This is a genomic window from Actinomyces oris, from assembly GCF_001929375.1.
In the GTDB taxonomy this organism is placed as follows: Bacteria; Actinomycetota; Actinomycetes; order Actinomycetales; family Actinomycetaceae; genus Actinomyces; species Actinomyces oris_B.
This window is the reverse complement of record NZ_MSGO01000009.1, coordinates 1-21,282: the sequence shown is the minus strand read 5'-3', so window position 1 is coordinate 21,282 and position 21,282 is coordinate 1. Positions and strand designations below refer to the sequence as shown.

Genomic DNA, 21,282 nt, shown 5'->3' with positions numbered 1-21,282 from the left:
GCCGGCGAAGGCCGATGAGACCTTTCGCTCAGGCCCGCTCGGCCCGTCTGAGGACCTCCTTGAGGGGGACCCGGGTGCCGGTGCGGGTCACGGCCCGGGTGTAGATCGCCGCCGCCACGCGCACCAGCAGTGGCAGGAAGACGAGTGCGATCCCCAGGGAGATCAGCTGCTCGGTCCAGGAGGAGATCCCCAGCACCAGGCGCGCCGGCATCATGAAGGGAGCGAAGGGCGGCAGGTAGGACAGGACCCGGAAGGTCGTGCTGTTGCTGTCCCCGGTGGCCATCAAGAAGCTCAGGACATAGGGGACCATGGAGAGCATGACCAGGGGCATGCTCACCGAGCTGACGTCCTCCTGACGGCTCACGAGCGAGGCAGCGGCCCCGAAGGCGACCGCGAAGATCGCGTAGCCCACGATCATCCACACGATCATCGCGACGAGCACACCGTCCAGGCTGAGACTGATGTCCGGCATGACTCCCGTGGTCTTCGCGGCGGTGACCCCGACGACGGCGACGAGCCCTGTGGTCAGGACCGAAGCGATACCGATCCCCAGGATCTTGCCGGCCAGCAGCGAGCTGGGGCGCACGCAGGCCAGGAGGATCTCCACGATCCGGCTCGACTTCTCCTCCACCACCCCCTGGGCGATGAACTGACCGCCGCCCATGATGGCGAACAGCAGCAGGACGTCGATCGTCATGAGGATCGCGTAGCGCGAGCCGAAGTCGGCCGAATCTCGCTGAGGGGCATGGAGCACCGTGACCTCGGGCTTGGCGGCGCTGAGCTGAGAGGCCACCTGGGCGGGATCACCTCCCAAGGACGCGATCTGCTGGCCCAGAGCCGATTGCTGAAGGAAGGCCGTGACCCCTGAGACGACCGCGTCGTCGGCTGACTTGTCCACAGTGATGGTGGGGGCTGAGCCGGAGACGTCGAGGACCATGTCCACGTGCGGCGTGCCCTCGGGGGAGTCGTCGGCCAAGACGTCCTTCGCCTGGTGGGCGGAGACGTCAACGAGCTCGATCGTCCTCCCGCTGGAGGCGGCCACCTTGTCCAACCCGGCGGCCTGGGTGAGAGTCATGCCCTTGAGCCCAATTCGGTAGGCCTGGTCCTGGCCCGAGGTGTAGAGCTTGACGCCGACGATGCTGCCGACGGCGGCGATGAGCAGCACCAGGGTCAGGATGATGGTCGACTTCTTCAGCAGGTGCGCCCGCAGCTCGCGGCCGGTGACCAGGGCGATCTCCTGACGACGAGTAATGGGGCTGGTCCGGTCGCTCATCAGTGCGTCTCCTTCGTCTCGTTGGTGTCTGCGGTCCCCTCGTGGGAGGACGTGGTCAGCACGTCCCGGAAGATCTCGGTGAGCCGGTGGCGCACCGGGCCGAGCTCGCGCACCGTCCCCAGGCGCTGGGCCGTGCGCAGAAGCTCCTGCTCATCGGCTCCCGCCGCGGTGATGACCAGGCGGCCGGCGTCATCGACCTCGACCGTGGGGGCGGGCAGGTTCAAGGAGGCGGCCTGCACTGGTGCGCTCCCCGCGGCCGGCTCGACGACGACCCGCCACCGGGGCGCCTCGGTGGCCTGCAGCTCGGGAATCGTCCCGTCGGCCACGAGCCGGCCCGAGCGGATGATGACCACCCGGTCGCACAGGCGCTCGACGACGTCGAGCTGGTGGGAGGAGAAGAGGGTGGGCACACCTGCTGCCGCCCGCTCCAGGAGCACCTGGCTCATGACGTCCACGGCCACCGGGTCCAGGCCGGAGAAGGGCTCATCGAGAATGAGCAGCTCGGGGCCGCTCACCAGCGCGGCGGCCAGCTGGACGCGCTGCTGGTTGCCCAGCGACAGGCTCTGCACCTCGTCGCCGCGGCGCTCCTCCAGGCCCAGGCGCTCGGTCCACTGGTTCGCAGCCGTCTTGGCGGCGGAGGCGGACAGCCCGTGGAGGCGGGCCAGGTAGAGGAGCTGCTCGGCCACCTTCATCCGCGGATAGAGGCCGCGCTCCTCGGGCATGTAGCCGATGCCGCGTCGGATGGCGGCGTCCACGGGGGCGCCCTTCCAGGTCACAGCGCCGGCGTCGGCGTCGAGCACCCCCATGACGATGCGCATCGTGGTGGACTTACCCGCTCCGTTCGCGCCGACGAAGCCGACGATCTCACCGCGGTCCAGCGACAGGGAGAGATCGTCCAGGGCCTGCAGGCTCCCGAAGCGTTTGGACAGGCCGGACAGTTCAAACATCTTGGCTCCTTCGGGCTCGGGGACGAGGCGGGGATGGTGGGGCGGGTGCACGTGCCGCGTGCCCGCCTCCCTTGATATGGAAAGTTTGCTTGTCTCGTGCGGTCATGTCAAGTCTCTTTGACGTTTTAGTCCCCGTGGGAACCGTCCGCGCTGTTAGGGTGGCGCCCGTGCACCTCAAGACGTTGACGATCAAGGGATTCAAGTCCTTCGCCTCGTCGACCACCCTCCGCCTGGAGCCCGGCATCACCGCCGTGGTCGGCCCCAACGGGTCCGGAAAGTCCAACGTCGTCGACGCCCTGACCTGGGTCATGGGGGAGCAGGGCGCCAAGAACCTGCGTGGCGGCTCCATGGCCGACGTCATCTTCGCCGGCGCCGGCTCCCGCCCGGCCCTCGGGCGCGCCGAGGTCTCCTTGACCATTGACAACACCGACGGCGCCCTGCCGATCGACTACACCGAGGTCACCATCTCGCGCACCCTGTTCCGCGGCGGCGGGTCGGAGTACCGGATCAACGGCAGCCCCTGCCGTCTCCTCGACGTCCAGGAGCTCCTCAGTGACACGGGCCTCGGGCGCCAGATGCACGTCATCGTCGGGCAGGGGCAGCTCGACGCGGTCCTGAGCGCCACGCCTGAGGACCGCCGCGGCTTCATCGAGGAGGCCGCCGGCGTCCTCAAGCACCGCAAGCGCAAGGAGCGCGCCCTTCGCAAGCTCGAGTCCATGGCCGCCGACCTCGCCCGCGTCGCCGACCTTGCTCAGGAGCTGCGCCGTCAGCTCGGCCCGCTGGCCCGGCAGGCCGCCATCGCCCGGCGCGCACGGAGCATCCAGGTCGAGGTTCGTGACGCCACCGCCCGGCTCCTGGCCGACGACGTCGTCCAGGCCCAGTCCCTCCTGGAGGCCGGCGATGAGGACAAGGAGGCCCTGACGCGACGCCGCAGCGCCGTCGAGGAGGCCGAGCGCGTCGCCAGGGTGCGCCTGAGCGAGCTGGCCGCCATCGAGACCACCTCCGCCCAGCGCCTCGCCGGGGCCGGCAGCACCTGGGAGGAGCTCACCGGCACGGCCCAGTCCCTCGGGGCGCTCGCGGACGTGGCCGGTGAGCGGATCCGGCTCCTGGCCTCCGCACCCGCCCCGAGCCACGGCACCGATCCTGAGGAGCTCGAGCGGCGGGCCGAGGCCGCGGGCCGGGAGGAGGCCGAGCTCGCCGACACCCTCGAGGCCGCCCGCACCGCGCTCAGTGACGCCACCCGGGTGCGCACGGACGCGGAGACTGCCGAGAAGGCGGCGGACCAGGAGCTCTCAGCGGCTCAGCGCCGTGTCTCAGAACGACGTGAGACCATCGCCCGGGCCGGCGGGCGCGTCGCCTCGGCCCGCAGCCGCCATGAGGCCAGCCTGGCCGCCCTCGAGCAGGCACGCAGCGCCTTGCGCGCCGCCGAGGCTCGCGAGGACAGCGCCCGGGCCGCCCTGGCCGAGGCCGGGGGAGGAGCGGAACCGGCGCAGGCGGCCGCCGATGATGCGCAGGACGCCGCCGGTGCTCCACGGCGGGCGTCTGCGGAGGCGGGTGCGGCGGCCGACGCGGCGGTGCGGGCCGCCGCCGAGCACGATGAGGCCACGCGGCACCTGGCCCAGGCCCGTGAGGCCGTCGCGGCCGCGACCGACGCCCGCAGGGAGGCGGCCTCCGACCGGGCCACCTGGACCGCCAGGCGCGACACCCTGGCCATGTCCCTGCGCGGCCAGGACGGCACCGCCGCTCTGCTGCAAACCGGTATCGACGGTCTCCTCGGACCGCTTGCGGAGCACCTCAGTGTCGAGCGGGGCTGGGAGAACGCCGTCGCCGCCCTCCTGGGAGCGCTCGCCGAGGCCGGCCTGGCCGCCGATGCCGAGGCGGCCCTGGCCGGACTGGATCATGCCCGCAGCCAGGACATCGGGGCGGTGCGACTGGTGCTGGCCGACGACCCCTCCCTGGGCGACGCAGCCGACACCGATGAAGAGGGAGAGCCGGCTCCCGGTGATGGAGCACTGGCGGCTCGCAGCCTCGTCAGTCCCGCGCAGCCGGGGCGCCTCGAGCAGGTCCTGGACGGGCTGCTCAAGGGCTCCTGGGTGGTTGAGGACCTCGAGGCCGCCAGGACCCTGCGCGGCGAGCTGCCCGACGCCGTCGTGGCCACCCGCGGCGGCGACGTCCTGGCACCCGGCTGGGTCGCCGGCGCCGGCCGGGGGGCCTCCTCGGTCCTCGAGCTCACCGCCGCCCACGAGGAGGCCGACACGGAGGCCGCCGCCGCCGCGCAGGCCGAGACGGAGGCCGACGCGGCCCTGGAGGAGGCTCGGCGCCGGGAGGATGCCGCTCGCCAGGCGCTCAGCGAGGCACTGTCCGCCCTGCGCCAGGCCGACGCCGAGGCCGCTCGGGCCGCCGAGGCGATGGCCCGCCTGACCTCCGCTGCCCATGCCGCCGCCGAGGAGACCGGGCGTGCCCGCCGGGTGCTGGAGCGCGCTGAGGCGGAGTCGGCTCAGCGCACCGCCGAGCTCGCAGCCGCCACCGCCGCGCTGGCCGAGGTGGAGGGCGGGTTGGACGATGCTGAGGATGCCGGCGGTGCCGGCGAGGCGGAAGCCGCGGGCACCTCGGGGAAGGGGGGCCCCGACAGCCTCGAGCGCGCCCTGGAGGCCGCCCGCCGGGAGCGTGAGGCCGCTGCGGAGGCGGCGCGCCAGGCCCGAGCCGTCGAGACCGACGCCAGGCTCGCCCTGCGCACGGCCGAGGAGCGCGAGCGCTCCAACCGTGGACGCGCCGACTCGCTGCGAGCGGCCGCGCGCCGCGAACGCGAGCAGCGTGCCGCTGCCGAGCGGGCCCAGCGGCGCCGCAGCGCCCAGCTGGCCGTCGCCACGCACGTGCGGGACCAGGCGCGTGCCGCCGCCGAGGCGGCGCGAGTCAGTGTGCAGCAGGCGGCCGATGAGCGTACGGCCATCGAGGCCGAGCGCGCTCAGGCACTGGCCGCCACCAACGAGGTTCGTGAGGAGATCGACCAGCTGACCAAGGAGCTGGGCAGCCTCACCGATGCCGCCCACCGCGAGGAGGTGGCCCGGGCGGAGCAACGCATGCGCCTGGAGGCCCTGGCGGAGCGCGCCATGAGCGAGCTCGGCCTGGAGCTGGACCCCCTCGTGGAGGAGTACGGGCCGCACATGCTCGTTCCCGAGCTCATCGAGGACGCTGATGCCGACTCCGATACCGACTCTGACTCCGCCGCGGACCGGGACACTGCTCATGAGCCGGCCGGCGGCGCAAACCACGTGGGCCGTCCCTACGTGCGCTCCGAGCAGGAGAAGCGCCTGGCCAAGGCCTCGCGCGACCTCGCTCGGCTCGGCAAGGTCAACCCGCTGGCCCTGGAGGAGCATGCGGCCCTGGAGCAGCGTCACCAGTTCCTGGCCGAGCAGCTGGCCGACCTCAAGCGCTCGCGGGATGACCTGCTGAGCATCGTCGAGGAGATCGACGCCCGGGTTCAGGAGGTCTTCGCCCAGGCCTACGAGGACACCGCCCGTCAGTTCGCCTCCGTCTTCGACCGGCTCTTCCCCGGCGGCGAGGGACGGCTGGTGCTCACCGACCCCGATGACATGCTCACCACCGGTATCGAGATCGAGGCGCGCCCCGCAGGCAAGAAGGTCAAGCGGCTCTCGCTGCTCTCAGGCGGGGAGCGTTCGCTGGCCGCCGTGGCCCTGCTGGTGGCGATCTTCAAGGCGCGGCCCTCGCCCTTCTATGTCATGGACGAGGTCGAGGCGGCCCTGGACGACACGAACCTGGGGCGGTTGCTGGAGATTTTTACCGAGCTGCGGCGCTCCAGTCAGCTCATCATCATCACCCATCAGAAACGGACCATGGAGGTGGCCGACGCCCTCTACGGCATCACGATGCGTGACGGGGTCACCAAGGCCGTCTCGCAGAGGCTGGCCCAGCCCGACCGTGGTACGGCTGTGACTCCTGGTGTCTGAGTGAAACTTGATGAGAATGTGGTAAACTGCTGACAGTATGACGCTCGTTTTCAGATACGAGCCATTGTTGTGTCAGGAAATTACCAGGTTTTGTTGTCGATTGGACGACAAGTGCGCGCAAAGTCTGGTCAGATCGTATTTCACAAGGCAGAATCCTGACTATGGGTGTCATCATTCTTCCCCTCGTTGTCGTGCTGGTCGCCGGCCTGCTTGTGCTCGGCGTGGTTTGCGCTGAGCGCTTCCCGGTGCGCTCCTGGCCCTCACGCATTCGCAGCGTGATCCGCAACTCGCAGGAGGTGCGCCTGGAGGAGCAGGACGTCGAGGTCGAGGTCGTGCCCCAGGAGGTCCGTCTGTCCGACCTCATGACACGTGAGGGGCCGGCGGCCTACGCCGGTACCGACGGCTTCGGAGGCCTGGTCGGCGCCCTCGGAAAGGCGATGGACGCTGCGGAGAGGACCCGGAGCTCCGCCGGCTCCCGGCATCGCGGTCAGGCTCACGAGCCGGCTACCGGTGGGCTGTCGCAGCCTCAGGGGTGAGCGGAGGCGATAGTCTCGTGAAAAACGATGGTTGACGTTTTCTCACGACTATGCGATGCCGCCGTGTTGCTACTTCTGGATAAAATCCTGGCCCTGGGAGATCGCCGCTTCGATACCCTCTCGCCCTTCCTCTCACAGCCCCGAGCTGCTTCGGCGTAAGAGCGATACAGCTCAACGGGTAATGCCGCTACGACAGCGGCCCGTCCTGCAGCACGCCCACAGGCGTGCTGCAGCTTTCTTATTGCCGCAGCTACGCCGCAGGTCCCTGGCGCTCACGCCTTCCGTGGGAGAGAGACGGTCGAGGTACGTCGACCCTGCCACAGGGGGCCCTTGATCGGGCATGATGGGCCCATGGAACCGATCCTCATCGTTCTCGGCATCATCCTGGTCATCGTCATCGGAGGAGGGTTGTGGCTCTATGCCGGCAGACGGCGGGGTCAGGTCCCCGATGAGATCAGTGCTCACGAGCCGATGTCCGTTGAGGACCTTCTGCCCTCGGAAGGCGAGGACACCGAGGAGGAAGCGGAAGGGGAGCCGGCTGCGACGCTGGAGTCCCCCGAGTCCATCCCCGGTCGCATGCAGCGCCTTCGCGCCCGCCTGGCCGGCGCCGGTGGTTTCGGCAAGGCGGTCCTGTCTGTCCTGTCCCGAGGAGACCTCACCGAGGAGGACTGGGAGGAGATCGAGGACACCCTGCTCACCTCCGACCTGGGCATCGAGGTGACCACCTCCCTCATGGACGAGCTGCGCACTCAGGTCAAAGTCCTGGGAACCTCCGACCCCGAGGCGGTCCGCGCCGTCCTGCGCGCCGAGCTGCTCAAGCTCGTCGCCCCCACCCTGGACCGCTCCCTCAACCTGGAGCGCCCCGCCCCGGCCGAGGGGGCCCAGGGGACGCCCGCTGCGGCCATCCTCATGGTGGGGGTCAACGGCACCGGCAAGACCACCACCTGCGGCAAGCTCGCCCGAGTCCTGGTGGCCCAGGACAAGACCGTCGTCCTGGGGGCTGCCGACACCTTCCGCGCCGCGGCGGCCGAGCAGCTGAGCACCTGGGGCGAGCGCGTGGGTGTTGACGTCGTGCGCTCCGAGAAGGAGGGGGCCGACCCCGCCTCAGTCGCCTACGACGCGGCCCGCGAGGCCGCCGCCCAGGAGGCGGACGTCGTCGTCGTCGACACCGCCGGGCGCCTGCAGAACAAGGCCGGCCTCATGGACGAGCTGGGCAAGATCAAGCGCGTCATGGAGAAGATCGCCCCGGTCGGCGAGATCCTCCTGGTCCTGGACGCCACCACCGGCCAGAATGGTATGCGCCAGGCCCAGGTCTTCTCCGAGGCCGTGGGTGTCACCGGCATCGTGCTCACCAAGCTCGACGGCACCGCCAAGGGCGGCATCGTCGTCACCGTCCAGAAGGAGCTGGGTGTGCCCGTCAAGCTCGTGGGCCTGGGGGAGGGAGCCGACGACCTGGCCCCCTTCGACCCGGAGGGCTTCGTCGACGCGCTGCTGGGCTGAGCCCGCATCCTGACGAGCGCCGCCCCAGAGGGCGCCCTCTCTGAACGGCGAACGAGTGTGGGGTCAGTCCCGGTCCGGGCGCGGGGGAGAGGACGGGCCCCTCTTGCCGCTATCCTGGGTCACAGTCGAGGTGAGCGCCATGGCCCATGGGCCTGGACGCTCCACCCTCACCCGACCTCAAGTCTCCCGACCAACGCGCCCCACGGCGCCAGGAAGGACCATCGCGTGTTCGGCAACCTCTCCGATCGCATCACCGCCTCCTTCAACCAGCTGCGCGGCAAGGGTCGTCTCACCGAGGCCGACGTCAACGCCACGGTCACCGAGATCCGCCGCGCCCTCCTGGAGGCCGACGTCGCCCTGCCCGTGGTGCGCGCCTTCACCGCAGCGGTGCGCGAGAAGGCGGTCGACGCCGCCCGCTCCCAGGCCCTCAACCCGGGCCAGCAGGTCGTCAAGATCGTCAACGAGGAGCTCATCGAGGTCCTGGGAGGCCAGACCCGGGAGATCCACTGGGCCGACCACGGCCCCACGATCATCATGCTCGCTGGCCTCCAGGGTGCCGGTAAGACCACCCTGGCCGGAAAGCTCGGACGCTGGCTGCGCGACCAGGGCAAGCGCGTCCTGCTGGTGGCCTCCGACCTCCAGCGCCCCAACGCCGTGACCCAGCTGAGCGTCGTCGCCGAGCGCGCCGGGGTTCACGTGTGGGCGCCCGAGCCCGGCAACGGCGTGGGCGACCCGGTGGCGGTGGCCCGCTCCGGCGTCGAGCACGCGCGCGCAAACGGCTACGACGTCGTCGTCGTGGACACCGCCGGCCGCCTGGGCGTGGACGCCGAGATGATGGACCAGGCGATCCGCATCCGCGACGCCGTCTCCCCCCACGAGATCCTCTTCGTCCTGGACGCCATGGTCGGTCAGGACGCCGTCAACACCTCGGTCGCCTTCCGTGACGGCGTCGGCTTCACCGGCGTGGTCCTCTCCAAGCTCGACGGCGACGCCCGCGGTGGTGCGGCCCTGTCCGTGCGCGGCGTCACCGGCGCCCCGGTGCTGTTCTCCTCCACCGGTGAGGGCCTGACCGACTTCGAGCGCTTCCACGCCGACCGCATGGCCTCGCGCATCCTGGACATGGGTGACCTGCTCACCCTCATCGAGCAGGCCGAGCGGACCCTGGACCGCCAGGAGGCCGAGGACGCCGCCGCCAAGCTCGCCAAGGGAACCTTCACCCTCGACGACTTCCTGGGCCAGCTGCGCCAGATCCGCAAGATGGGCTCCATGAAGAAGCTCCTGGGCATGATGCCCGGCATGGGGCAGATGCGTGAGGCCCTGGACAACTTCGACGAGCGCGAGGTCGACCGCATCGAGGCGATCGTGTGCTCCATGACGCCCGCCGAGCGCAAGGACCTGTCCATCCTCAACGGCTCTCGCCGCAGCCGTATCGCCAAGGGATCGGGGACCACGGTCCAGGCCGTCAACGAGCTCGTGGACCGCTTCGAGCAGGCCAAGAAGATGATGGAGGCCATGGCCTCCGGGGGCATGGGCGGACTCGGCGAGGGAGGTCCCATGCCCGGCATGGGATCACTGCCCGGCATGGGCAAGCACTCCAAAGCCCGTCAGGCCCCCAAGGCCAAGCGCGGCAAGGGCGGCAAGAAGGGCCGCAGCGGCAACCCCGCCAAGGCCGCCCGCCAGGCCAAGGAGGCCGCGGCCGCCAAGCAGGGCAGGATCGAGGGCGCACAAGGGTCTGCGCCCGCAGCCGGATCCTCCTTCGGGCTCGGCGGCGGCCAGGGCGGCGCCTCCGGCTACGGGATCATGCCTCAGGGCCAGCCGCAGGCCCAGGCCGGCGCGCAGCCCTCGGGCGACGACGTCGCCGACGCCATGAGTGCCCTGCCCGAGGACCTGCGCCGCCACCTCGGGCTGTAGAAGCCGGGCCCCGCTTACAGCCAGCCGTTGGTCTCGGCGGTGCGGGCCGCCTCGGTGCGGCTGTGGGCGATCTCGCACCTCACTGTGAGGCGGCGCCCCGGCTCGGGCTGGCGACCTCGTCGGAGGCTCTGGCAGAATATCCGGCTGTACTCGGTCGGACGTCGGTCCCTCTCCCGGCCCCGGTCGCGTCTCGGCTCACGCCGGAAACCGTTGCTTGACCCCACCGGGGACCAGCGCGCGCCAAACCATCCAGAACCAGGAGTTCAACCAAGTGGCAGTCAAGATTCGCCTCAAGCGCATGGGCAAGAAGTTCGCCCCCTTCTACCGGGTCGTCGTCCTCGACTCCCGCAAGAAGCGCGATGGCCGTGTCATCGAGGAGATCGGCGTCTACGACCCGATGCAGGAGCCCTCGCTCATCAGCATCGACTCCGAGCGCGTCCAGTACTGGCTCGGTGTGGGCGCGCAGCCCTCCGACGCTGTCTACAAGCTGATCAAGATCACCGGCGACTATCACCGGTTCAAGGGCCTCAAGGGTGTCGAGAGCACCCTCAAGGTCAAGGACGCCGACGCCGCGGCGGTCGCCAAGGAGGCCGCGGTCAAGGCCGCCGCCGACGACGCTGAGAAGCGCAAGGCCGCCGCCGCCAAGGCCAAGGCAGACGAGGAGGCCGCTGCGGCGGCCGAGGCCGCCGAGTCCAAGGCCGAGGAGGCCGCCGAGGACCAGGCCTCCGATGAGGCCGCCGCCGAGGAGGCCTGAGATGCTGGCCGACGCCCTCGAGCACCTCGTACGGGGCATCGTCGACAACCCTGACGACGTCACCGTCACCTCCCGCTCGCTGCGCCGCGGCGACCTGCTGGAGGTGCGGGTCAACCCCGAGGACCTCGGCCGAGTCATCGGCCGCTCGGGCCGTACTGCTCGAGCACTGCGCACAGTGGTCGGAGCACTGGCGGACTCGCCGGTGCGCGTCGACGTCGTCGACACCGACCGCCGCTGAACGCAGGGCCTTCAGATCGGTGCCGCAGGCCGCCTCGGCCGGACTGATCGATCAACGCCGGTGCCCGGTCCCCGCCAGGGGACCGGGCACCGGCGTCCTGACGGGCCTGCGCGCCCCTGCGCCGCAGACGCGACCACCGCGGCCGACCGGAGGACGGTCCGCATCGAGTTGGTCAACCTCACGCCGTCGGTGCGCCACCTCATTCCTGGTGCCGATGGGAACACAGGCCACGGCGCGGTAGGTTGGCGTCAGACATCCAGACCTTCCGGACACACCGTCCCATGCCCCGATCCCAGGAGAACAGGTGCTGCTCACCCTCGCTGTCATCGGTCCCGCCCATGCCCTCAAAGGCGAGGTGCGCCTCGAGATCCGTACCGATGACCCCAAGCGGCGTCTGGCCCCCGGAACCACCGTCCCCACCGAGCCGGCCCACGCGGGCCCGCTGACGGTCAGTCGTCTGCGTTTCGACGGCTCCCGCTGGTTCGCCGCCTTCGAGCAGGCGCGCGACCGCACGGCCGCTGAGGCCCTACGAGGAGTGAGGCTCCTGGTCGACACCGACGACGATGCCCCTGGCAGTGAGAGGGCTGAGGACTCCGAGGAGGCCTGGTACCGCCACGAGCTCATCGGCCTGCGGGCACTGAGTGCCTCCGGTGAGGAGCTGGGCGAGGTCACCGACTTAGAGCCCGGCGTCGCCCAGGACCGGCTCGTGGTCACCACCCCTGAGGGGGACGAGGTGGCCGTGCCCTTCGTCGAGGCCCTCGTACCGGACATCAACCCCGAGACCGGCACGGTGACGCTCGCTCCGCCCGGTGGACTGTTCCCCGGACGCGGCCAGGCGGAGGAGGCCAGGTGAGGATCGACGTCGTCACCATCTTCCCCGACTACCTCAAGGTCCTCGACCTCTCTCTCATCGGGAAGGCAGCCGACCGCGGCCCCCTCGACCTGCACGTCCACGACCTGCGCGACCACGCCCACGACCGCCATCGCACCGTTGACGACACACCCCTGGGCGGTGGGGCCGGCATGGTCATGAAACCCGACGTGTGGGGCGAGGCCCTCGATGAGGTGCTCGCCGCGGACGCCCCCGGTGAGGGCCGTCAGGTCCTCGTCGTCCCCACCCCCTCGGGGGAGGTCTTCACCCAGCGCACCGCCGAGGACCTGGCCGGCGCCGACCGCCTGGTCTTCGCCTGCGGCCGCTACGAGGGCATCGACGCGCGCGTGCCCGAGCACTACGCCTCCCACGGTATCGAGGTGCGCGAGCTGAGCATCGGCGACTACGTGCTCAACGGGGGAGAGGTCGCCGCCATTGTCATGATCGAGGCCATCGCCCGGCTCCTGCCCGGGGTCCTGGGCAACCCCGAGTCGCTGGTCGAGGAGTCCCACGGAGCCTCCGGCCTGCTGGAGTACCCCGTCCACACCCGCCCCACCCGGTGGCGCGGACTCCAGATCGACCCCGTCCTGCTCTCCGGTGACCACGGCCGTATCGCCCGAGTGAGACGGAACCAGTCCATCACCCGCACCGTCGAGCGCCGACCCGACATGATCCAGGCCCTGGACCCCGCCGGCCTGGATCGTGAGGACCGCGCGATCCTGGCCTCCCAGGGCTGGGCCGTCCCGGCCGGGGAGGAGCACCCGGTTCCGGTGCGCCTTCGCAACGCCACCGCCGACGACGCCCACGCCCTGGCCGCCCTCGCCGCCCGCACCTTCCCCGATGCCTGCGGCAACGTCATCGACCCCGAGTCCCTTGACAGGCACATCGCCACCACGCTTGTTCCCGAGCTGTTCACCACCTGGGCCGGAGACGACCGCGTCGACCTCGTCGTCGCCGAGCTGCTCGAGCCTCCGTCAGCACGGCACTGCCACCTCGAGGGGGAGGTGGGTGCGCGCACCGCTCCGGCGCTGGTCGGCTACGCCGCGGTGCTGCGCGAGGAGGCCGACTCCGACGGCGAGCAGCCCCACGGGATCGACCCCCGCCCCGCCTGCGTGCGGGCCGACGGAGGACAGATCGTCGGCGAGCTGTCCAAGATGTACGTCGACGCCACCATGAGGGGATCCGGACTCACCCCCGCGCTCATGGACGCCGTGATACGCCAGGCCGCCGCCCACGGAACGGACCTGCTCTGGCTCGGCACCCACGTCACCAACAAACGCGCCCAGAAGGCCTACAAGCGGGCCGGCTTCCGCCAGGTCGGCACCCGCACCTACAACGTCGGTGGCCAGGACGCCCACGACGTCGTCATGACCCGGCGGACAGGAGAAGGCCTATGAGCAGCGGACCCGACCAGAACCCTCAGGGCAGGATCCATGATGAGACGGATGAGGAAGTGACCTCGGGCAAGCACCTGCGGGTCGACAATGACCGCCGGAACGACCACCAGCACAAGGGCCGCACCCACAAGGACAAGGCCGGGGCCACCGAGGACGCTGAGCCGGCCTCTGTGGGGGAGCGGATCATCTTTCGTCTCAAGCAGTGGGGCATCACCCTGTCCTACCTGGTCGTCGCCGTGGTGATCATCGCCCTCATCCGCACCTTCATCATCCAGAGCTTCACCATCCCGTCGGGGTCGATGGAGAACACCCTCAACGAGGGCGACCGCGTCACCGTGACGATGTACGACTCCGACAAGGTCAGCCGGGGCGACGTCGTCGTCTTCACCGACCCGGACCACTGGCTGACGACCCAGGAGCCCACCGGTCTGCAAGGCGCCGCGCAGGACTTCCTCGTCGCGATCCGCATCTTCCCCCAGAACGCAGGCCACCACCTCATCAAGCGGGTCATCGGGATGCCCGGTGACCACGTCGTCGCCGACGGGAAGGGCTCCTTGACCGTCAACGGCGTCGAGCTCCATGAGAACTACCTCAAGCCCGGCCGGTCGGCCTCCGAGGTCGCCTTCGACATCACCGTTCCCGAGGGCTACATCTGGGTCATGGGCGACAACCGCTCCAACTCCTCGGACTCCCGCTACCACCAGAACGACGTCCACCGCGGCTTCGTGCCCCTGGGCAACGTCGTCGGTGTCGCCAAGAACGTCGTGTGGCCCTACTCCCACTGGTCCAGCCTCACCTCCGGACACGCAGTCTTCTCCCAGGTCCCCGAGCCGACGTCCACCCCGACGGCGCTGCCCAGCGGAGCGGCCGCGCCCGCCCCGGCGAGCACGCTGGCGGGCTCCGGGAACTGAACGCCCCGGATGCGTGCTGGGACGTGAGAAAGGCGTGAACTCAGGCACGTCGAGGCTGACGCACTCGTCCGTGGACTGAGCCTGTGGCAAACTGAGCGGGCACTTGGGTCCTGCGGTTCCTCTGCCACTGGGGAGGCGGCCGCTTCGAAGGAGCCCAGGAGCGTCCGCCTCCGGCGCTGCCCCGTACGGCGCGGCGCCGCCGAACCAGCACTCCTGACCAGTGGCACGGGTGTGGAGAGAAACATGAACCTGATCGACGAGATCAACGCCGCATCACTGCGCGACGACATCCCCTCCTTCCGCCCGGGTGACACCCTCAAGGTCCACGTCAAGGTCGTTGAGGGATCCCGCACCCGCGTCCAGGTCTTCCAGGGCGTCGTCATCGCGCGCCAGGGCGGCGGCGTCTCGGAGACCTTCACCATCCGCAAGGTCTCCTTCGGCGTCGGCGTCGAGCGAACCTTCCCCGTCCACACGCCCTCCATCGAGAAGATCGAGGTCGTCACCCGGGGCCAGGTGCGCCGTGCCAAGCTCTACTACCTGCGCAACCTGCGCGGTAAGGCCGCCAAGATCAAGGAGCGTCGCGAGGACTGAGCGCCTGCACTCTCGAGGCGGCGCCCGGAGCCCACGGGTTCCGGGCGCTCGCCATCTCCCACCGCCGTGCAGCGGTGGACCCATGCCCATCACATCCGGGGAAGGAGCACGGTGAGACCGGCGCAGGAAGGGGCCGACGACGTCGGGCTGGACCTGAAGCAGGCCGATCCCTCTCAGATCGGTCGGACCTCCAGGTCTGCGATCACACCGGCCTGCAGCTCTCCGTCCGCGGACTCCCCCCAGGAGAGTCTCACGGCTCCTGAGACCGCCGGAGAGGATCCGAAACCGGCCCCGGTCGACGACAGCGACGAGTGGGACTACGACCCGTTCATCGACCCCGACGCCGAGCCCGGTGACGAGCTCACCGAGCTGCCCCCCTCCATCCAACCCCGCCGGCAGGTGGCCCCCGCCATCCCCCCGCCGCAGACCAGCTCCCTGTACCAGCGGGTGATCAGGCTGGTGCTCGTCGTGGTAGTCGTCATCCTGGTACCGGCTCTGCTACGGGCCTACGTCGTCCAGATCTACGAGATCCCCTCGGGCTCCATGGAACGCACCCTGCGTGACGGGGACAAGGTCGCGGTCCCCATGTACGGCTCCGACGACGTCGAACGGGGCGACGTCATCGTCTTCACCGATCCTGACGACTGGCTTCACATCAAGGAGCCGACAGGGCTGCGCGGTGTCTCCCAGAGGATCATGGTCTCAGTGAACCTTCTGCCGGAGAACACCGGCCATCACCTCGTCAAGCGGGTCATCGGTGTCGGCGGCGACCATGTGGTCGCCGACGGGAAGGGGTCCTTGACCGTTAACGGCGTCGCGGTCAAGGAGACCTACGTCAAGGACGGTCAGTCCCCGTCCCTGACCTCCTTCGATGTCACCGTCCCCCAGGGGTACGTGTGGGTCATGGGGGACAACCGCAGCAACTCGGCCGACTCCCGCTACCACCGCGACGACGCCCATGGCGGCTTCGTGCCGCTCAAGAACGTGGTCGGGGTGGCCAGGGTGGTCTTCCAGTGGACGCATCTGAGCCGGTGGGGGCTCTTGGACGGAGGGGAGCGCGTCTTCTCAGACGTCCCTGCGCGAGAGGCGACGCCGCCCGCACCGCCCTCGCCTCCGGCCGCTCCGACAGGCGACGGGGAGACGGCTTCTGAGGAGGAGGTGCCCTCGCAGACCGCCGAGGGCAGCAGCTCCGAGGACGCCGGCGCTGCCAGTGAGGGGCACGGCAACGACGAGGCCCCACGGACTGTGCCCGGTGGGGCAGCCGACGTTCCGGACGCCTCCGGCGGCATGGCCGACCAGGGGCAGGCTCCGGGGAGAACGAGGTGAGTCCTCGGGGACGCACCCGCCCCGACCGGCGTCTGGAGAAGGCACTGCTGGAGACCCACGACCACGTCGGCGGTCTGGACGAGGTCGGTCGCGGGGCCCTGGCCGGACCGGTCAGCGTCGGGCTGGCGATCGTGGCGCGGTGCACCGATGACGACTTCCCCGAGGGGCTCGCCGACTCCAAGCAGCTGACGGCCCGGGCCCGAACAGGCCTGGTGGATCCTGTGCGCGACTGGCTCGTGGACCACGCCGTCGCCCACGCCTCACCCGCTGAGATCGATGAGCACGGCATCGTCGGAGCCTTGAGAATGGCGGGTCTGCGGGCCCTGCAGCAGGTCGCTGAGCGCGGCCACGCCCCCGACGTCATCATCCTCGACGGCGTGGCCGACTGGCTCACCGCGCCTCAGCCCGACCTGCTCACCGCCCTGGAGGGCGGACACCTCCCTGAGCCTGCTCCCGAGCCCGCCGGGGCTCCTGCCGTCCCGCCGGTGCGTATGGAGGTCAAGGCCGACGCCCGGTGCGTCGTCGTCGCCGCCGCCAGTGTCCTGGCCAAGGTCGAACGCGACCGCCTCATGGCCGATCTCGACGACCCCGGCTACGGGTGGGCCTCCAACAAGGGCTACGCCTCACCGGCCCACATCCGGGGACTCACCGCCCTGGGGGCCAGCGACCAGCATCGACGCAGCTGGCACCTGCCCGGCCTGGAACAGCGCCACGACCGAGGCGCCGTCTGACGCGGCCGCCAGGCCCGGAGCGACTCGCGGGCAGGGCCGACTCGCCCCCGTCGCCTGCCGCCTCCAGCGGCTGCGGGCAGGCATGATGGCCCGGTGAGCGCAGAAGACCTCGAGTCCTATGAGAACGAGCTGGAGCTCTCGCTGTACCGGGAGTACCGCGACGTCGCCTCCCTGTTCTCCTACGTGGTGGAGACCGAACGGCGGTTCTACCTGGCCAATGCCGTTGACGTCCAGGTACGCACCAGTGGCGGGGAGGTCTTCTTCGAGCTGACCCTCGAGGACGCCTGGGTGTGGGACATCTACCGAGCCTCCCGGTTCGTCAAGTCCGTCCACGTCGTCACCTTCAAGGACGTCAACGTCGAGGAGCTCACCAAGCTCGAGATGGACATCCCCTCCTCCTGACCGCCTTCCCGATGCTGCGCCGCCTCTGACGGCTCCGTTCCGCTGGCCGTCCCCGCTCGCCGGGGGCCACAGGTCGTCTTCTGACAGCGCCGTCCACAGGGCCGACGGGACCGTGACGCGCACCGGCTGATCCGGCCTCACGCTAGTGGCGGAGGTGATCGGGATGACCGACCAGGTCGCAGCAGCCACAAGGGGACGAACGGTGATCGCAGCCAGATGCGGCGATCACGGGCCCACGCCGCCCGCCCGGGGCCCGGGTGGCGCAGGAGCCGCTCGCGCAGGGGCCTCCCGCCAGAGCACCGGGCGGTGCGGGGAGGACCTCGCCGCCACCTACCTGGGGGACATCGGCTGGAAGATCCTGGAGCGCAACTGGCGCCCGGACCACGGCCTGCGCGGAGAGCTCGACATCATCGCCCTGGAGCCGGCTCCGGCGCACCACGAGCCGGGCAGCGCGCGCGTCGCCGACCCCGCAGAGGCGTGGGCAGGACCGAGGCTCGTCATCGTTGAGGTAAAGACCCGCAGCTCCCTGCGCCAGGGGCCACCGGCGGCCGCCGTCGACTCCCGCAAGGTCGCCCGACTGCGTGCCCTGGCGGCCGCCTGGGCGAGCACCCATGAGACCCCGCCGCACGCCGGCATGCGCCTCGACGTGGTCTCCATCCTCCTGCGCGACGCGCGTCCTGCGCTGCTGCGCCACCACCGGGCGGTGGATGCGTCATGGGGCTAGCGCGCACGCTCGCTGTCACGCTGACCGGGCTGGCCGGACACATCGTCGACGTCGAGGCTCACGCCACCCAGGGCCTGCCCGGGTTCACCCTCGTGGGCCTGCCCGATACCGCCGTGCGCGAGTCGCGCGAGCGCGTCCGGGCCGCGTTGAGCACCTGCGGCGTCACCTGGGGCGAGCAGCGCCTGACCGTCAACCTCTCCCCGGCGGACCTGCGCAAGACCGGGACCGGGCTGGACCTGGCGCTCGCCCTGGCCGTCCTGGGAGCACGCGGGCGGCTCGGACGGTCCGCGGCCGGGCTCCTGGGACGAACCGTCTACATCGGCGAGCTCGGGCTGGACGGCTCCGTGCACTCGGTGCGCGGCATCCTGCCCAGTGTCCAGGCCGCGGTGGCCGCCGGGGTGGAGGAGATCGTCGTCGCCCAGGAGGCCGCCGCTGAGGCCGAGCTCGTCCCCGGTGCCCGGGTCACCGCCGTCAGGCACGTCGGCCAGCTCGTCGAGCGCTACGGAGGACGCCTGAGCGCGGCCGTGGCCGCCGCGCTGGAGCAGATCACCGAGGCCGCCGCAGACGATGCCCCCACGCCCCCGCCCCATGACGCCGAGCCGCCGGACCTGGCTGACGTCGTCGGACAGGACGAGGCCCGCCAGGCCCTCGAGGTCGCCGCCGCCGGGGGCCATCACCTCATCATGGTGGGGCCCCCGGGGACGGGCAAGACCATGCTCGCCGAGAGGCTCCCCTCCATCCTGCCGCCCCTGGAGCAGGCCGATGCCGTCACCGTCACCTCCCTGCACTCCGTGGCAGGCATCTTCGACCCCGCCCGCGGGCTCATCACCCGGCCGCCGTTGCGCGCACCGCACCACACGGCGACCCGGGCCGCCGTCGTCGGAGGCGGCTCCGGCCTGCCCCGCCCCGGGGACGTCTCCCTGGCTCACCGCGGCGTGCTCTTCCTCGACGAGGCCCCCGAGTTCAGTGCGGGAGTCCTGGACTGCCTGCGTCAGCCGCTGGAGTCGGGAGTGGTCACCATCGACCGCGTGGGCGGACGCGCAAGCTACCCGGCCGCCTTCCAGCTCGTCCTGGCCGCCAACCCCTGCCCCTGCGGCAAGGCCGGCGGCCGCGGCCTGGAGTGCACCTGCACCTCCTTGCAGCGGCGACGCTACTTCTCACGGCTGTCCGGTCCACTGCTGGACCGGGTCGACATCCAGGTCGAGGTCGGTGCCGTCAGCGCCGCCGATCTCGCTTCTGCCGGCCATGGAGAGTCCAGCGCCACGGTGGCCCGGCGCGTCCTGCGTGCCCGCCGGGCCGCGGAGCGCAGACTGGCCGGCACACCGTGGCGCCTCAACGCCGAGGTGCCCGGCTCCTACCTCAGAGGCCCCGACGGCGGACTCAGCGCTCCGCTCAACCGCAGGCTCATGACCGCCCTCGAACGCGGCGACCTCTCCCTGCGCGGGGTGGACCGGGTCCTCAGACTGGCCTGGACCCTCGCCGACCTCGAGGGCGTCGAGGCTCTCTCCCTTGCCCACATCGGGACCGCCCTGGCCCTGAGAACCTCAGGAGTGCGCCCATGACGCCCATAACACTTCCATATGACATCGATGATCCGGCGCTGGCACGCGCGACCTGGTCCCGTCTGGCCGAGCCCGACAGTGCCACCGCAGCCATGGTGGTGGGCCGGCTCGGGCCGGGACCCGCCCTGAGGTGGCTGCTGGAGGAGGCCGTCGACTCCTCAGGGCAGGTGCGCAGCTCCCCACGCCCGCCGGTGCCACAGCTACCCCCGGGGATGCCCAGCGACGGTGACATCAGGGCCTGCTGGGCTCAGGTCGCCGCCCGGTGGGCGCCGCGCCTGGAGGGACTCGACATCCGCCGCGAGCTCGATGTGCTCGACCGCCTGGGTGGGAGCCTCATCCTCCCGGGGGAGTCCTGGTGGCCGCCGGGACTCGACGAGCTGGAGCACCCGCCCTTCTGCCTGTGGGTACGTGGCGACCCCTCACTACTGGTCAACGCCGCGGAACTGAAGGACAAGGGCCTCGGGGGCGGGGAGGCCGGGAACGCAGGAGACGACGCGCAGAGCGTCGCGGGCACCGGTCAGCCCGTACGCGAGCAGCGGATGCCGGTGGGACCGGCCAGCGGACTGTGCCTGGCCCTGGTGGGGGCCCGGGCCTCCACCCGCTACGGTGAGGGCGTCGCCACCTCCCTGGCCTCAGGGGTGACGGCCCAAGGCGGCCTCATCGTCTCCGGGGGAGCCTTCGGCATCGATGCCTGCGCGCACCGCGGGGCACTGCGGGAGGGACCAACCGTGTCGGTCTCCGCCGGGGGAGTGGATCGCCTCTACCCGGTGGGAAACGCCGGGGTGCTGGAGGCGGTCATCGCCTCCGGGGCACTGGTGGCGGAGGTGCCGCCGGGCTGTCAACCGGGCCGCCACCGGTTCGTCTCGCGCAACCGCGTCATCGCGGCGATCTCCAGGGCGACGATCGTGGTGGAGGCGGCCTGGCGATCGGGCGCCCTGTCCACCGCCCACCGCGCCCTCGAGCTGGGAAGGCAGCTGGGCGCCGTCCCCGGCCCCGTGACCTCCATGTCCTCGGTCGGATGCCACCGGCTCCTGCGCAAGGGGGCGGTCTGCATCACCGACACCGACGACGCCCTGGAGCTGCTGACGCCCCTGGGCACCGTCGACGCGGACGCCGCCAAGGAGCAGGACCCCGAGCTGAGTGGCGGCGGGCTTCTTGACGGGCTGGACCCGGCCGCCTCCCTCGTCCTGGACGCCATGCCGGCCCGGGCCGTGGCGAGTACTGAGTCCATCGTCCGCTCCTCGGGGCTGTCCCCGAAGGAGACCACATCGGCACTGGGGATCCTGGAGCTCTCAGGGAAGGTGGAGCGCACCGCCTCCGGCTGGAGGCGACGCCACCCGAACCGCTCAGGTGGTCGGGACTAGGGCCTGTTATGTAAGTCGTTTGAGCCAGTGGTCGATGCTGGCGATGTGGATGGTTGCTCGGTAGCGTACGGCTAGCTTGTCGTAGCGGGTGGCCAGGGCCCGGTGGTGCTTGAGGTGGCTGAAACCGCGTTCCACGGCGTTGCGGTCCTTGTAGGCGGCGGCGTCGAAGGCTGGTGGGCGCCCGCCGCGTGGGCCCCTGGCCTTGCGGTGGGCGGCTTGGTCGGCCTTGACGGGGATCGTGGCGCGGATGTGGTGAGCGCGCAGCCAGGCCCGGTT

Annotated in this window: 19 protein-coding genes; 16 read left to right on the top strand and 3 right to left on the bottom strand. The window is 70.9% G+C overall.

Going from position 1 to position 21,282, the window contains the following annotated elements; genetic code table 11:
• Positions 1–28: 28 nt before the first annotated feature.
• Positions 29–1,273, bottom strand: a complete 1,245-nt coding sequence (locus BKH32_RS02665; RefSeq protein ID WP_075248507.1) for an ABC transporter permease — start codon at positions 1,271–1,273, stop codon at positions 29–31.
• Positions 1,273–2,220 carry an ABC transporter ATP-binding protein gene (locus BKH32_RS02660; protein ID WP_075248506.1) on the bottom strand — a complete coding sequence of 316 codons (948 nt, stop codon included), beginning with the start codon at positions 2,218–2,220 and terminating at the stop codon, positions 1,273–1,275. The genes BKH32_RS02665 and BKH32_RS02660 overlap by 1 nt, the downstream gene beginning before the upstream one ends.
• Before the next feature lie 167 nt (positions 2,221–2,387).
• Here BKH32_RS02660 and smc point away from each other — a divergent pair, with 167 nt between their 5' ends.
• The 16 genes from smc (at position 2,388) to BKH32_RS02580 (ending at position 21,006) form a co-directional block, all read left to right on the top strand.
• Positions 2,388–6,188, top strand: a complete 3,801-nt coding sequence (gene smc, locus BKH32_RS02655; protein WP_075248505.1) for a chromosome segregation protein SMC — start codon at positions 2,388–2,390, stop codon at positions 6,186–6,188.
• Positions 6,189–6,349: 161 nt separating this feature from the next.
• Positions 6,350–6,724: a hypothetical protein gene (locus BKH32_RS02650; protein WP_075248504.1), complete on the top strand. Its 375-nt coding sequence runs from the start codon at positions 6,350–6,352 to the stop codon at positions 6,722–6,724.
• A 351-nt stretch (positions 6,725–7,075) separates the two neighbouring features.
• Positions 7,076–8,224, top strand: a complete 1,149-nt coding sequence (ftsY, locus tag BKH32_RS02645; RefSeq protein ID WP_075248503.1) for a signal recognition particle-docking protein FtsY — start codon at positions 7,076–7,078, stop codon at positions 8,222–8,224.
• Between the two features lie 225 nt (positions 8,225–8,449).
• Positions 8,450–10,135: a signal recognition particle protein gene (gene ffh / locus BKH32_RS02640; protein WP_075248502.1), complete on the top strand. Its 1,686-nt coding sequence runs from the start codon at positions 8,450–8,452 to the stop codon at positions 10,133–10,135.
• Positions 10,136–10,406: 271 nt separating this feature from the next.
• Complete coding sequence (rpsP, locus tag BKH32_RS02635) at positions 10,407–10,889, top strand: 30S ribosomal protein S16 (RefSeq protein WP_075248501.1); 483 nt, start codon at positions 10,407–10,409, stop codon at positions 10,887–10,889.
• A gap of 1 nt (position 10,890) precedes the next feature.
• On the top strand, positions 10,891–11,127 hold the full coding sequence (locus BKH32_RS02630) for an RNA-binding protein (RefSeq protein ID WP_003786440.1): 237 nt from the start codon (positions 10,891–10,893) through the stop codon (positions 11,125–11,127).
• A gap of 304 nt (positions 11,128–11,431) precedes the next feature.
• The gene (rimM, locus tag BKH32_RS02625) at positions 11,432–11,980 is read left to right on the top strand and encodes a ribosome maturation factor RimM (protein ID WP_075248500.1); all 549 of its coding nucleotides are present in this window, start codon (positions 11,432–11,434) and stop codon (positions 11,978–11,980) included.
• Positions 11,977–13,395, top strand: a complete 1,419-nt coding sequence (trmD, locus tag BKH32_RS02620) for a tRNA (guanosine(37)-N1)-methyltransferase TrmD (RefSeq protein WP_075248499.1) — start codon at positions 11,977–11,979, stop codon at positions 13,393–13,395. The genes rimM and trmD overlap by 4 nt, the downstream gene beginning before the upstream one ends.
• Entirely contained in the window at positions 13,392–14,306 is a 915-nt protein-coding gene (gene lepB / locus BKH32_RS02615) for a signal peptidase I (protein ID WP_081376665.1), read from the top strand. The genes trmD and lepB (BKH32_RS02615) overlap by 4 nt, the downstream gene beginning before the upstream one ends.
• A 243-nt stretch (positions 14,307–14,549) precedes the next feature.
• Entirely contained in the window at positions 14,550–14,897 is a 348-nt protein-coding gene (gene rplS / locus BKH32_RS02610) for a 50S ribosomal protein L19 (protein ID WP_003786428.1), read from the top strand.
• Positions 14,898–15,008: 111 nt separating this feature from the next.
• Entirely contained in the window at positions 15,009–16,223 is a 1,215-nt protein-coding gene (gene lepB / locus BKH32_RS02605; protein WP_075248498.1) for a signal peptidase I, read from the top strand.
• On the top strand, positions 16,220–16,954 hold the full coding sequence (locus BKH32_RS02600; RefSeq protein WP_075248497.1) for a ribonuclease HII: 735 nt from the start codon (positions 16,220–16,222) through the stop codon (positions 16,952–16,954). The genes lepB (BKH32_RS02605) and BKH32_RS02600 overlap by 4 nt, the downstream gene beginning before the upstream one ends.
• Before the next feature lie 93 nt (positions 16,955–17,047).
• Complete coding sequence (locus BKH32_RS02595; RefSeq protein ID WP_003781502.1) at positions 17,048–17,356, top strand: DUF2469 domain-containing protein; 309 nt, start codon at positions 17,048–17,050, stop codon at positions 17,354–17,356.
• Between the two features lie 163 nt (positions 17,357–17,519).
• A complete protein-coding gene (locus BKH32_RS02590) occupies positions 17,520–18,080 on the top strand; it encodes a YraN family protein (protein ID WP_075248496.1) in 561 nt (186 codons plus the stop codon).
• Complete coding sequence (locus BKH32_RS02585; protein WP_075248495.1) at positions 18,071–19,642, top strand: YifB family Mg chelatase-like AAA ATPase; 1,572 nt, start codon at positions 18,071–18,073, stop codon at positions 19,640–19,642. Before BKH32_RS02590 ends, BKH32_RS02585 begins: the two co-directional genes overlap by 10 nt.
• Complete coding sequence (locus BKH32_RS02580) at positions 19,639–21,006, top strand: DNA-processing protein DprA (RefSeq protein WP_075248494.1); 1,368 nt, start codon at positions 19,639–19,641, stop codon at positions 21,004–21,006. The genes BKH32_RS02585 and BKH32_RS02580 overlap by 4 nt, the downstream gene beginning before the upstream one ends.
• A 6-nt stretch (positions 21,007–21,012) precedes the next feature.
• Here BKH32_RS02580 and BKH32_RS02575 read toward each other — a convergent pair.
• A partial coding sequence (locus tag BKH32_RS02575; RefSeq protein WP_143222675.1) for a transposase occupies positions 21,013–21,282 on the bottom strand: 270 nt, incomplete at its 5' end.